Here is a 13,028-nt window from a genome sequence, read left to right on the forward strand (position 1 = left end):
GTCCCAATGAATCACAAACCCCTGGACGGTGCCAGGGGTTTGTCAGCAGTCTGAGCCGCCTTCAGGGCGGCTTTTTGTTTGGTAACGGGTCGAGGATTTAACGCCTCGTCAGGGCCCGCAAGAAGGCAAAGCCGACGCAGCGGGACAGAAAACTACAAAGCCTGCCCCCGCAACCAAATTCCTCTCTAAAGATCAGAGCCTACCTTCCTATCGCTGGCGGAAAAGCTTCGCTTTCCCTGGCGATGGTAGCTCCTCGTTCGCAGAGCTCACCATAACCTGAAGGGTGAGAGGTCGATCGGGCCTGCCCGATAAAACAGTCCAGTGGACTGTTTTAAGACCCGAACGGGACAAATCCTGCCCCCGAAACCAACGATACTTGAATATTTGCCCATGCAAGTCGCTTGACAGAAAGCTCCTCCGCCTAAGCGTCGAGGAGCTTTTTGCGTTTCTGCTGGGTGTCCAGTTCCCCGGACGCCAGCTGGCCTGCCACGGAACTTTCATCCGGCAGCGATGAGAGCCTCGGCGGTTTTTGAACCGCAAGATGGCGCGGTGCAACCGGCGGAAATGCGAAGCTTTCATCTTGCACAGCGAACCACTCGTCTCAAAACGTCCCTGAGCCCGGACACATCATAACCAGCGACGACATAACTGCGACGGCATTGTATGAGGTGCGTCGCCGTTGTACCATGTAGTCTGACAAGTGCGCGCAGTGCTCATTATATAGCCGGAGCCAAAGTCCGGTCGTGCGCTTCAACCCGATGAATAAGTAGCCGGGATCATGGAACTTATCGTCGCCCTTGGCCTGATCGTCTTGAAGGTCGCGTTGCTGATTGCGATCCTGCTGTTGCTACCCTTGCCGCTAACCTGGCTGGAACGCAAGATCGCCGGGCACATGCAGCAGCGGATGGGGCCGATGCGCGTGGGATGGCACGGGCTGTTGCAGCCGGTGGCGGACGGAATCAAGCTCCTGACCAAAGAGGATCACATCCCGGCCGAGGCCGACCGGTTCCTGTTCAAACTGGCGCCAATCTTGGCGCTCGCCCCGCCCTTTGTGGTGTTCGTCGCGATCCCCTTCGGCGAAACTGTCTCGGTCCTCGGCCACGAGATCACGCTCTACGTCTCCAACATGAATGTGGCGCTCCTTTTCGTTTTCTCGGTGATCGGGATCGAGGTTTATGGCGTCATCTTCGGCGGCTGGGCCTCCAACAGCAAATACGCTGTCCTGGGCAGCCTCAGGACCTGCGCGCAGATGATCAGCTACGAAATCCCGATGGGGTTCGCGGTCATCGGCGTGGTCATGCTGGCGCAATCGATGAGCCTGCTCGAGATCGTGCGGGCGCAGGCCGATGTCTGGAACATCGTCTACCAACCGGTCGGATTCTTCGTGTTCTTCGTCGCCGGATTGGCCGAAGCGCAGCGCATTCCCTTCGACCTGGCGGAGGCGGAGGGTGATCTGGGGGCCGGGTTCCATACCGAATACAGCGGTATCCGCTTTGCCTTCTTCATGGTCAGCGAATATGCCATCGTATTGCTTGTGTCGGTCCTGGTGGTGATCCTGTTCTTCGGCGGTTGGAACGGAGTTCTGATTCCCTTGCCACCGCTCCTGTGGTTTGTGCTCAAGATCGCGTTCTTCGTCTATGTGTTTATCTGGTTCCGCTTCACTTTCCCCCGCTACCGCTACGACCAACTGATGGCGATCGGATGGAAAGTCTTGCTTCCTCTTTCAATGGCGAACATAATTATAACCGGTGTACTTTTAGGGGTCGTAGCGGCTCCGTAAGCGAGGCGGCGATGTCGCGCGCGCAGGACAGAGTTGGAACATGGATTGGTTGGGCGTTCTTTGCCGATCTGGCGAGCGCCTTGGCTCTGACCTTCGGCTATATGTTCTCCAGATCCGTGACCATGCAGTATCCGGACAAGGAAAAGTGGCTGCCCTACTCCCGCTATCGCGGGCATCACTTCCTGACGCGGGATGAAGAGGGCGAGATCAAGTGCGTGGCCTGCGAACTCTGCGCGCGGATCTGTCCCTGCGACTGTATCGAAGTCGTCCCCTACGAAGACGAGAAGGGCAAGCGGCACCCGGCCAAATTCGAGATCGACACGGCCCGCTGCCTGTTCTGCGGGCTGTGCGAGGACGCCTGCCCGGCGGACGCGATCGCGCTTGGCCAACAATACGAATTCTCGAGTTTTTCCTCGGCTGACCTGGTGATCGGGCGCGATGATCTGCTCGCCAAGCCGGGCAAGGCGGCAACCGGCGGCGGCGTGGTTGCCGCGCGCCTGAATACGAAGAAGGACGTACTTGTCGAGACGAAAGAGACGCAGGGCTACAACTGGTGGCGGAATATCCGGCGAACATGAACGCGCGCCAGCTGTCAAACCGAAGCGCTCGGAAAGGAGGCTCAGATGTTTGTCGGTGAAATCATGAAAAACAAGGGTGTCGGTGTCATCGCAGTTGCTCCCGATCAGACGATGGTGGAGGTACTGCGGCTGTTTCGAGACAACAATATCGGCTTCGTCGTCGTCAGCCGATCGAACGGTAAATACCTCGGTACGCTGTCGGAGCGGGACTGCTGCAATGCGGTGGCGGAATACGGGGCCGAGGCGGCGGCAAAGCGGGTCGCGGACATCATGAACCGCAATGTGGCGACGTGTTCGACACAGGATTTGCTGCCCGTCGCGATGGGGATCATGACCCAGCGGCGTACGCGCCATGTGCTGGTCACGGATGGAGGCGACGTTGTCGGCGTGGTCAGCATCGGCGACGTGGTTAAACACAGGCTCGACGAAGCGCAGCGTACAGAGCAGGATCTGCAGGATTACATATGCGGGACCAGGTATCACTGACGTCGCCAACTCGATGTGAAGACGCTGGCGCGGGCAGCTTGCCGCGGAGCCTCGCGGTGCCCGACCCCAAATCTTCAGACCCCACGCCAGATCCGGCCTGGGCGGTCGACCTCAAGAGTGGCATGCGCCTTCTGGACTTCCACCGCGCATGGATATTCGCCCCGCCGCAGCAGGCTGTTGAGACGCAAGGCTCTATAGTTTTCCGGAACGAAGACGAGGCCCTTGGGAAACCGCCTGTCGACCTTGAGCTGCGCCGTCAGTTCGCCCTGGCCGGAACGCACGATTACCTGATCGCCATCCGAAAGGCCAAGCTCCGCGGTATCCTGCGCGCTCATCGCGACATAGGGATCGTTGGCGAGCGTGTTCAGGATGTCCGACCGTTCGGAAAGATATCCGTTGTGGAACAGGCAGTCGCCGGTGATCAGCATGAGCCGGTCGGCTGCTGTCGGGACGGGCGGCGGCGCAGGGAGCATGCCAGCCGGTAGTGTTGGCACCGCCCTGGTGAAAGCGCCGTCGGCGCCAAGCCCGTCCTGCGTCAACCCCTGATAGGCCGGAACCAGCCGGGCAATCTCGTCGAAAATTTCGGCTTGCGTCGATGGCCGCAGCGCCTGGTTGCGTAGCGCCGCGACGAAGTCGACAATCGCCAGATTGCCTCGCGCCTCGAAAACGGGCTCACGGAATTTGCGAACATTCTGGATCCGACCCTCGTTGTTGGTGAACGTTCCGGATTCCTCGCCGTAGCCCGCCGCGGGCAAGACGACCTCGGCCATGCCCGCCGTATCCGTGAGGAACGCGTCCTGCACGATCAGGAGATCGGCGGCGCCAAGCGCCCGCGTCGCAAAGTCCCGGTCGGGATAGGCGACCAGGGGGTCGGTTCCGACGATGTAGAGCGCGCCCATCCGCCCACCGACGCAGAGCTCCAGCATGGCGTCGAGATCCGCGCCGGGTTCAGACGGGATTTCGGCGCCCCAGTTTCGTGCAAGAGTTGCGCGCGCCGCGTCATCGGCGACCGCCCGCAGCCCCGGCAGAGCCGCCGGCAGGACCCCCATGTCCCAGGCGCCCATCTGGTTGGCACGGTCGAAGAGAAACTGCATCGCCGGGCCCTTGCCTAGCAGGCGGAGAACGTGCAGCAGGTTGTTGAGCTGCTGCAGCGTCGCGCGCGCTTCGGGTGATCTCAGGAGGTCGACGCTGACAAGCACGGTGACGCTGCGGCCTTCCTTGAGCGCGGCGGCCAGGCGATCCGGCCCGTCACTGCCGGCGCCCGCCGCCGGCCTGCCGATTGTCGCGTCGATGTCCGCAAAAGCGCCGCCCGGCAAGGCCAGACCAGCTGCCGCCACGAGACCGGCCACCACCGTCGCAAGGCTTGCCGCTTCTCCGCCTGGAGGCACACGAACCACCACCCTGGCATCGGCGTCCAGACGCGATGGCCGCGCCGATAGCATGAGCAATCCGGTCTGCCGCCGCCGCGCGCCGTCCCGCAGCAGGTATTCGGTGACCGGGTTCTCCTCGGTTATATTGCCTCCGACGACGAGCACGCAGTCGTTGCCGATTACGTCGTCCAGCGGCGTGCGGCTGTAGAAAGTTCCCAATAGCGGGCCGAGCGTATCGAAGGGCGCGGCCCAGCGTGACGAACAATCAATGTTGTTGGTCCGGAATACTGTTCGCATCAGCTTCTGGAACTGATAAAGCACCTCGTTGGGCAGGCGAGGCGAGGCCAGCCCGCCGGCATCCTTGCTCTCGACGGCCAACAGTCGCCGACGCAGATAGTCCCCCGCTTCCTCCCAGGAAACCGGAACCAGGGCGCCATCCTGACGGATCATTGGCTGCTTGATCCGGTCCCGGCTTGCAACGAAATCGAGGCCGAAGCGTCCTCGCACGCAGAGAGTTTCGTGGTTGACACCTTCGTCCCACTTCGAGCGCACCCGCATGAACTCGCCCTTGCGCGTGCCCACCGTCAGCTGGCAACCGGTGCCACAATGCGGGCAGACCGTGTCGGTCTCTACGAGATCCCAGGGGCGCGCCTTGTAGCGGTAGGGGAAGCTCATCAGCGCGCCGACCGGGCAGACCTCGACGCAATTGCCGCATTGGTCGCAACTCGCCAGACTGCCCTCGAAGCCGGTGACGGCGGTATCCATGCCTTTTTCGACGGTGCCCAACGCCACCGCACCGACGACCTCCTCACACATCCGGACGCAGCGCTGGCACTGGATGCAGCGGTTGACGTTCATGATGATGACCGGGCTCAGACGAATGTCCTCGGAGTGGAACACACGTTTGTCATCGCGGAATTGGCTTTCGCGAGGCCCGTAGGCCATTACCATGTCCTGAAGCTCGCATTCGCCGCCCTTGTCGCAGATCGGGCAGTCGAGGGGGTGGTTGGCGAGCAGCATGTCGAGCATGGAAGAGCGCGTTTCCTCGATTAGAGGCGTGTTCGTCCGCACGACCATGCCATCGGTGGCCGCAGTGGCGCAGGACGGCTGCAACCGCCGCACGCCCTCGATCTCCACCAGGCACATGCGGCACGAAGCCAGCGGCGGCAGCCGCTTCAGATAGCAGAAGGTCGGGACGTCGATGCCCAAACGCTGGGCGGCCTGCAGCACTGTCGAGCCAGCCTCAACTTCCAGCGTTTGTTCGTCGATCGTGACTTTAAGCATGGTTTCCTCACAACCCTGATCCAGCACACTCCTTCAGTGAAACGGGCACCTCCGCTCCTCGACATGGGCGACGAATTCATCTCGGAAATGCGCGAGTGCTGCACGCAATCCCATCGCTGCACCGTCACCCAAGGCACAAAACGTATTGCCGAAAATGCCCTTGCAGAGCATCTCCAACTGCTCCAGATCGCCGGGTGCGCCATCCCCGCCTTCAACCCGGCGCAGGACCTTCACGACCCAGTTCAATCCTTCCCGGCAGGGCGTGCACTTGCCGCAGGACTCATGGTGGAAGAACTCGATGATCCTGGTGGCGACCTTGACCATGCAGGTGCTATCGTCGATCACGATAACGCCAGCCGAACCGAGCATCGAGCCGGCGGCAGCCAGCGAGTCAAAATCCATCCTCACCTCCAGCCCGTGCTCAGGGATGACCGGCGCTGAGACCCCACCCGGGATCACCGCCTTGATCTTGCGTCCCGGCAACGCCCCGCCGGCATGTTCCTCGACCAGTTCGCGCAGTGGTATGCCCATCGGCAACTCGTAGAGGCCGGGTTTGCGCACCTGCCCACTGAGGCAGTAGAGCTTCGGGCCGGGGCTCTTGTCCGGGCCGATGCCGCGGAACCAGTCCGCGCCCCGCGCTACGATATGCGGCACGCAGGCCAGCGTCTCGACATTGTTGATCACAGTCGGGCTGGCGTAGAGCCCGGCCACGGCCGGAAACGGCGGCTTCAATCGCGGCTGCGCCCGCTTGCCCTCGAGCGACTCGAGCATCGCAGTCTCCTCGCCGCAGATATAGGCGCCTGCGCCGCAATGGATGTGGACGGCGAAATCGAAATTCGAGCCCAGAATGCCCGTTCCCAGATAACCCTTTTCGTGTGCCTCGGCGATCGCCTGCTCCAGGCGACGGATCGCCGTCACATATTCTCCGCGGATGTAGACATAGGCGGTTTTGGCCCCAATCGCATAGGCGCTTACCGCCAGCCCCTCGATGAGCTGATGCGGATCGCGCTCCATGATGATTCGGTCCTTGAAGGTACCTGGCTCGCCCTCATCGGCGTTGCAGCAAAGATATTTCGGCTTGTCGACCTGCTTCGGCACGAAACTCCATTTCATGCCCGTCGGGAATCCGGCACCGCCGCGACCGCGCAGGTTGGACTGTTTGACGAGGTTAACCACCTCGTCAGGCGTGTATTCGCGCAGCGCCTTCGCCAGTGCCTGGTAGCCGCCGCTAGCCTCGTAAGTCGACAGCAGGTGACTGTCCGGCACGGCGACATTCTTGAGGAGAACCGGCTCGAACATGGCGCTACTCTCCCTGCGGTCGCGCAGAGGGCTCGATGCTCGCGACCCGTTCCGTCGTAGCCCGCAGGTTGTCCAAAAGTGCATCTATCCGCGCGACATCAAGGGCGCCATGGTAATCGTCGCCGACCTGCATCACCGGAGCCATCTCGCAGGCACCGAGGCACTCGACGGAGGAAAGCGTGAACAGCCCGTCCGGCGTGGTGTCGCCCTTCCTGATCGCCAGCGCCGTTTCCAGATGCTTCAGCAGGTCCTCGGCTCCGCACAGCATGCAGGAAACATTGTCACAGAGTTGCAGGTGGAACATGCCCACCGGCTCGGTATGGAAGAGCGTATAAAAGGTCGCCAGCTCGTAGACCCAGATCCGTTCGACTCCGAGAGTGTCGGCGACTTCTTCCAGCACCTGACCAGGCAGATGGCCATGCTCCCTCTGCGCGATCAGAAGCGCGGGCATGATCGCAGAGCGCTGGTCGGGATACCGCGCCGCCGCCTCTTTTATCTTTTCGCGCATGGTCATCGCATTCAAATCCTTGCTACTTGTCCACCTCCGCCATCACCGGGTCGAGGCTGCCGAGCACGGCGATCATGTCCGCCAGATAGCGGGCGTTGGTGACCCCGAAGAGGGCCTGAAGATTGACGAAGGAGGGTGCCCGCACCTTCATGCGGAACGGTTTTGGCGACCCGTCGCTGATGATATAGAAGCCAAGCTCGCCCTTTGGCGCCTCGATCGCCGAATAGACCTCGCCCTTCGGCACCTTGAAACCATAGGCCGACAAGTCGAAATGCTGGATCAGTGCTTCCATCGAGCAATGCACCTTGTCCTTGTCCACCGGGAAGGCGATTGTTGGCATGTCGATCTGGAACGGCCCCTCGGGCATCTGGTCGAGGCATTGTTCGATGATCCGGACGCTCTCGCGCATCTCATCGACGCGGCATCGCCAGCGCGCATAGCAATCGCCCTCATCGCGGGTAATGACGTTGAACGCGAGCCGGTCATAGATCTCGTAGGGCTCGTCGCGGCGGATGTCCCAATCGACGCCCGAGGCGCGCAGGTTCGGGCCGCTCAGGCCAAGATCGATGCCGTCCTCGGCGGAGATCACGCCGATCCCCTGCGTGCGCTTCAGGAACACCCGATTGTTATCGACCAGCCGTTCATAGTCGCGAATCCGGTTCGGGAAGATGTCACAAAACTCCCGGATCTTGGGAAAGAACCCGTCGGGCAGATCCTCGCGCACACCGCCGACCCGGCAGAAGGAAGTGTGCATCCTCGCGCCGCTGATCATCTCCAACAGATCCATGATCATTTCGCGCTCGCGCATGACGTAGAGCAACGCGGTCATGGCGCCCAGGTCCAGCGGCAGCGCGCCGGTGATCAGGAGATGACCGGAGATCCGTGCCAGTTCGGCCATCATCACGCGGATATACTGCGCCCGCAGCGGTGCTTCTATGCCGAGCAGTTTCTCCACTGCCAGCGCGAAAGCCAGGTTGTTCGAAGGCGGGCAGAGATAGTCGAGCCGGTCCGTCAGCGGGAAAATCTGGGTATAGGTGAAGCTCTCCGCCAGTTTTTCGGTGCCGCGGTGGAGGTAGCCGATATGCGGGTCGACGCGCTGGACGTACTCGCCGTCCAGTTCGAGGACGAGCCGAAGAACCCCATGCGTGCTGGGGTGCTGTGGGCCGAGATTGAGAAGCACTTCCTTGGTATTGAGCGCTTCATCTTCCGGCCTGCTGAGTTCGGTGACTTCGGTCATCTCAACTTTCCGGCGTAGAACGGCCTCCCTTACGGAATGTCCCTGGTGGCAAGGTCGGGCTGTGTTGGCGACGGACCTTCGGCCCCGAAGGGGTTCAGCTTGTCCTTGTAGCCCCTTAAGGGGAAATCCTTGCGCTGGGGAAAGCCCTCGAAGCCTTCCCACATGTAGATCCGGCGCAGATCGGGATGCCCCGCGAACCTGATGCCATACATGTCCCAGGCCTCACGCTCGTGCCAGTTGGCGGTGCGCCAAACTCCGGTGACCGAGGGAACCTGCGGGGGATCGCCAAGCCGGCACTTGATGCGAACCCGCCAGCCGTTGGGCAGCGAATAGAGGTGGTACACCGCCTCGAACCGCGGTGTTTCGGGATAATGATCAACCCCGCAGATGTCCGAGAGGAAGTTGAATTGCAACGCCGGATGTTCTTTCAGAAACCGGCAGAACTCGACGATCTTCTCAGGTGGAACAGCAAACGCGTGAATCCCGTGCGCGGCGCCGAGGTCCTCGACGGCTTCCCCGAAACGCTCCATGATCGGAGCGCGATTGAGGGACGGCTCCACACTCATGACGCTACAACCCTATCCAGAGGCGTCCCGGCCAGCGCGCGGGACCTCTTGATCTTCTCTTGAAGCAGGAGGAAGCCGTGCATCAGCGCCTCGGGCCGCGGCGGGCAGCCGGGCACATGCACGTCCACCGGCACGAAGGTTTCCGCCCCCTGCACCACGGCATAGGTGTTGTAGACCCCGCCCGAAATGGCGCAGGTGCCCATGGCGATGACCCAGCGGGGTTCCGGCATCTGGTCATAGAGCCGGCGCACCACGGGCGCGAACTTCCGCGTTATGGTGCCGGCAATGATCATCACGTCGGACTGACGGGGCGATGGCCGGAAGACGACGCCGAACCGGTCGAGATCGTAGCGGGCGCACCCCGCCGAGATCATCTCGATGGCGCAGCAGGCAATTCCGAAGGTCTCGGGCCACAGCGCCGACTTTCGGCTCCAGTTGATCAGGCTGTCGGCCGTGGTGAACAGCACGCTGTCGCGAATCGCGTTGTTTACGCCTCCCATTCCAGCGCTCCCTTTAGCCAAGCGTAGGCGAAGCCCACGAGAAGCAGCAATATGAAGATGAACATCTCAACATAGCCGACCAGCCCGATCTCTTTCAGGACGACGGCCCAGGGAAAGAGGAACATCGTCTCGACATCGAAGACCACCAGCAGGATCGCAAGGATAAAGAACTGCACCCTCAAGCGGCCCCCGGCGGCGTCACCGGCGGCGTCCATGCCGCATTCATAGGGCATGTTTTTTGCGGGATACGGATTGGACGGGCGCAGGAGCGAGGAGACAAAAAGCGTCACCCCCGCCACCAGAACAACTCCGGCGACCATGAAAAGAACCGGTAAAAATTCCATTGCAGCCATATCGCACTGCACCGGTCACCCATCGGGGGCTTTCCTCACGCCGCGACCGACCCCGTTCGGGACCGGTAATGCGGTCGTCCTGGGAAGCGACCTGGGCAATCCTTTCTTGAGTTGCCAGTTTATTCCGTCGGGTTGATCATTGCAAATCCAATCGATTAGCCACCAAACACTGCATGCTGAGCGAGCCTCAGAAACCACGCCGGAAATAGGCCGATGCCGATGGTGCCGGCGGCGGTGAAGGCCAGCGTGGCGCGCACCAAGGGCGTCAGTGCGGGGTCGAACGTCCTCTCCGGCTCGCGCATGTAGATCACCATGACGATGCGGATGTAAAAGTAGGCGGCGACGACACTCAGCAGCACTGCGATCACCGCCAGCATGACGAAACCTCGCTCGACGAGCGCGACCAGCACGTAGAACTTGGCGAAGAACCCGGCCGTCGGCGGAATGCCGGCCAGCGAGAACAGATACAGCAGCATCAGAAGCGCCAGCCCGGGATGCGACTTGGCGAAACCCGCATAGTCTTCGATAATCTCGCCCGAGAAATCGCCATTCCGCATCATGATGACGGTGGCGAAAATGCCGAGATTCATGAAAGAGTAGATCAGTAGGTAAAGCATCACGCTGGCGATCCCGTCCGCACCGCCGGCGGCTACCCCGAAAATGGCGAACCCGGCATGGGCGATGCTCGAATAGGCCAAGAGACGCTTGAAATTGTCCTGCACCAGCGCCACGAAACTGCCGAGTGCCATCGTCACCACCGCAATGACGGCGAGGATGATCCAAATGTCTGAGGCTGCGACCAGAGGATTGAGGAACACCCGCAGGATCACCGCAAACCCCGCTGCCTTGGGGCCCACCGACATGAAGGCGGTGATCGTCGTCGGCGCACCTTCATAGACGTCCGGCACCCACATATGGAATGGAACCGCGCCGACCTTGAAGACTAGCCCCGCGACAATGAAGACCACCGCAAGCAGCAATCCGGGATCGAGCGGATCGCCGGTCACGGCCGCAGCCATCCCGTCCAATTGCGTTGTGCCGGTGAGCCCGTAGACCAGCGAAACGCCGTAAAGGAAAATCCCGGTCGAGACCGCGCCAAGGATTACGTATTTCAGTGCTGCTTCGTTCGACCGCCGCTCATGCCGCAGGAAGCCGGTCAGCACATAGGTGCAAATCACCATCAGTTCGAGGCTCACATAGATCGACAGGAGATCGGTCGCGGAGGCCATGATCATCATGCCCGAAAGCGCGAAGAGCAGCAGGACATAGTATTCGCTGCTCCCGATCCCTTCGATATCGGCATATTTTCGCGAAAGGAGGAACGTCAGAACGGTGGCTAAGTAGAAAACGAACTTGAAGAAGACCGCGAAGCGGTCGGCGATGAACATGCCCGTGTATGCCGGCCGCACTTCGCTTGCCAGCATGAGTGTCGCCAAGGCGGCAATCAACACGACCGCGACCGACGCCCAGACAAGGAAATGTTCCTGTCCCTTTCGCACAAACTGTCCCAGGATCAGCAGGATGCAGGCGCCGGTGATCACCACGATCTCGGGCAGGCTCGCTAGGGCCGACTGGAAAAGCGTGGCGGCGGTCATTGGCCGCTCCCCCTACTGTGCACGTGCGTCAGCAGATGCTGCACCGAGGCATCGATGACGTTGAGAAAGGGTTTCGGATAGAGCCCAACCCAGAGTACGAAGACGGCCAGCGGCAGGATCGCAACCATCTCACGGGCGTTCACGTCGCGTATCGTCAACCGGGCGCCGACGCTGGCCGGGCCGAGCGCGACTTTCCCATACATGCCAAGCAGATAGGCAGCCCCCAGCAATGCGCCCAAAACGGCGGCCGAGCCGGCGACCAAGTTGGCCGCAAACCCGCCTGACAGCACCAGCAACTCGCCGACGAACGAATTCGTTCCCGGCAGCGCCATCGACGACAGGGTAAACAGTGCCAGAAACGTGGTGTAGACCGGCGCCACCTTCATCAACCCGCCATAGTCGGCGATGCTGCGGGTATGGGTCCGCTCGTAGATCAGCCCGACGAACAGGAATAGGGCGCCTGTCGTCACGCCATGATTGAACATCTGCAGGATACCGCCCTCGAGCCCGCGGAGGTTCAGCGCAAAAATCCCCAGCGTCACGAAGCCCATGTGGCTGATGCTGGAATAGGCCACCAGCTTCTTCAGATCGTCCTGCGCCAGCGCGAGCAACCCGCCATAGACGATCGCAAGCGCCGAAAGCGCCAGCATCAGCGTCGAATAATACATCGATGCCTCCGGCAGCATCGGCAGCGAGAACCGCAGGAATCCGTAGGCGCCCATCTTCAGGAGCACTCCGGCGAGGATAATGCTGCCCGCCGTCGGCGCCTGCACATGGGCGTCCGGCAGCCAGGTATGGACCGGCACCATCGGCACCTTGACCGCAAAAGCGATCAGGAAGGCGAAGAACAGCCAAGACTGGACCCGGAACGGCAAATCCTGCGCTGTGAGGGCGAGGATGTCGAAGGTCTCGCCGCCGTTGAAATAGAGCACGATGACACCGATCAGGAACAGGACGCTGCCCGCCAGCGTGTAGAGGAAGAACTTGAATGCCGCATAGACCCGGCCGTCGCCGCCCCAGACGCCGATGATCAGGTACATCGGGATCAGCATCGCCTCCCAAAAGACGTAGAACAAGAACAGGTCGAGCGCGCAGAACACCCCCAGCATCAAGGCCTGCATAGAGAGCAGACTGATCATGAACTCCTTCACCTTGCGCTCGATCGCGACCCACGATGCGAGCACGCAGATCGAGCCCAACAGCGTGGTCAGGAAAACGAAGAGCGCGCTGATTCCGTCGACGCCGAGCGCATAAGTGATCCCGAGCGTGGGCACCCACGGGCGCGTCTCGGTGAACTGCATCTGGTGGGTGGTGGTGTCAAAGCTCGTCAGCATTGCAATGCAGAGAGCGAGGTCGACAACGGTGACACCCAGCGCGGTCCACCGTACGGCATCGTCGCTGCGGAGAAACATCAAAACCGCTGCTCCGGCGGCCGGCGTGAATACGATGAGGCTCAGTAGCGGGAATCCCAT

Annotated in this window: 12 protein-coding genes; 3 read left to right on the top strand and 9 right to left on the bottom strand. The window is 61.4% G+C overall.

Annotation, left to right across the window (positions count from 1 at the left end; genetic code table 11):
- The first annotated feature begins 778 nt into the window (after positions 1 to 778).
- Genes nuoH through C3Y91_RS08695 form a run of 3 tightly spaced genes read left to right on the top strand, consistent with a single transcriptional unit; the run spans position 779 to position 2,844 of the window.
- On the top strand, positions 779 to 1,780 hold the full coding sequence (gene nuoH / locus C3Y91_RS08685; RefSeq protein ID WP_024319306.1) for an NADH-quinone oxidoreductase subunit NuoH: 1,002 nt from the start codon (positions 779 to 781) through the stop codon (positions 1,778 to 1,780).
- Between the two features lie 11 nt (positions 1,781 to 1,791).
- On the top strand, positions 1,792 to 2,358 hold the full coding sequence (locus tag C3Y91_RS08690) for an NADH-quinone oxidoreductase subunit I (RefSeq protein WP_017961924.1): 567 nt from the start codon (positions 1,792 to 1,794) through the stop codon (positions 2,356 to 2,358).
- Positions 2,359 to 2,403: 45 nt separating this feature from the next.
- Positions 2,404 to 2,844, top strand: coding sequence for a CBS domain-containing protein (locus C3Y91_RS08695; RefSeq protein WP_024319307.1), 441 nt, complete (start codon positions 2,404 to 2,406; stop codon positions 2,842 to 2,844).
- 74 nt (positions 2,845 to 2,918) lie between these two features.
- On the opposite strand, the gene nuoG is transcribed toward C3Y91_RS08695, so the two are convergent.
- The 9 genes from nuoG to C3Y91_RS08740 all read right to left on the bottom strand — a co-directional run bounded on the left by nuoG (position 2,919) and on the right by C3Y91_RS08740 (position 13,028).
- Positions 2,919 to 5,498, bottom strand: coding sequence for an NADH-quinone oxidoreductase subunit NuoG (gene nuoG / locus C3Y91_RS08700; RefSeq protein WP_024319308.1), 2,580 nt, complete (start codon positions 5,496 to 5,498; stop codon positions 2,919 to 2,921).
- Positions 5,499 to 5,531: 33 nt separating this feature from the next.
- A complete protein-coding gene (gene nuoF, locus C3Y91_RS08705) occupies positions 5,532 to 6,797 on the bottom strand; it encodes an NADH-quinone oxidoreductase subunit NuoF (protein ID WP_024319309.1) in 1,266 nt (421 codons plus the stop codon).
- A 4-nt stretch (positions 6,798 to 6,801) separates the two neighbouring features.
- Positions 6,802 to 7,311 carry an NADH-quinone oxidoreductase subunit NuoE gene (nuoE, locus tag C3Y91_RS08710; protein ID WP_018073597.1) on the bottom strand — a complete coding sequence of 170 codons (510 nt, stop codon included), beginning with the start codon at positions 7,309 to 7,311 and terminating at the stop codon, positions 6,802 to 6,804.
- A 16-nt stretch (positions 7,312 to 7,327) separates the two neighbouring features.
- On the bottom strand, positions 7,328 to 8,542 hold the full coding sequence (gene nuoD / locus C3Y91_RS08715) for an NADH dehydrogenase (quinone) subunit D (RefSeq protein ID WP_018483159.1): 1,215 nt from the start codon (positions 8,540 to 8,542) through the stop codon (positions 7,328 to 7,330).
- A 29-nt stretch (positions 8,543 to 8,571) separates the two neighbouring features.
- Entirely contained in the window at positions 8,572 to 9,108 is a 537-nt protein-coding gene (locus C3Y91_RS08720; RefSeq protein ID WP_024319310.1) for an NADH-quinone oxidoreductase subunit C, read from the bottom strand.
- Positions 9,105 to 9,608 carry a NuoB/complex I 20 kDa subunit family protein gene (locus C3Y91_RS08725; protein ID WP_018073600.1) on the bottom strand — a complete coding sequence of 168 codons (504 nt, stop codon included), beginning with the start codon at positions 9,606 to 9,608 and terminating at the stop codon, positions 9,105 to 9,107. Before C3Y91_RS08725 ends, C3Y91_RS08720 begins: the two co-directional genes overlap by 4 nt.
- Complete coding sequence (locus tag C3Y91_RS08730) at positions 9,596 to 9,961, bottom strand: NADH-quinone oxidoreductase subunit A (RefSeq protein WP_018483156.1); 366 nt, start codon at positions 9,959 to 9,961, stop codon at positions 9,596 to 9,598. The genes C3Y91_RS08725 and C3Y91_RS08730 overlap by 13 nt, the downstream gene beginning before the upstream one ends.
- Before the next feature lie 155 nt (positions 9,962 to 10,116).
- Entirely contained in the window at positions 10,117 to 11,556 is a 1,440-nt protein-coding gene (locus C3Y91_RS08735; protein WP_018073602.1) for an NADH-quinone oxidoreductase subunit N, read from the bottom strand.
- Positions 11,553 to 13,028, bottom strand: coding sequence for an NADH-quinone oxidoreductase subunit M (locus C3Y91_RS08740; protein WP_026171019.1), 1,476 nt, complete (start codon positions 13,026 to 13,028; stop codon positions 11,553 to 11,555). Before C3Y91_RS08740 ends, C3Y91_RS08735 begins: the two co-directional genes overlap by 4 nt.

Origin of the sequence: Rhizobium ruizarguesonis, assembly GCF_012349115.1 — a bacterium.
Lineage (GTDB): Bacteria > Pseudomonadota > Alphaproteobacteria > Rhizobiales > Rhizobiaceae > Rhizobium > Rhizobium ruizarguesonis.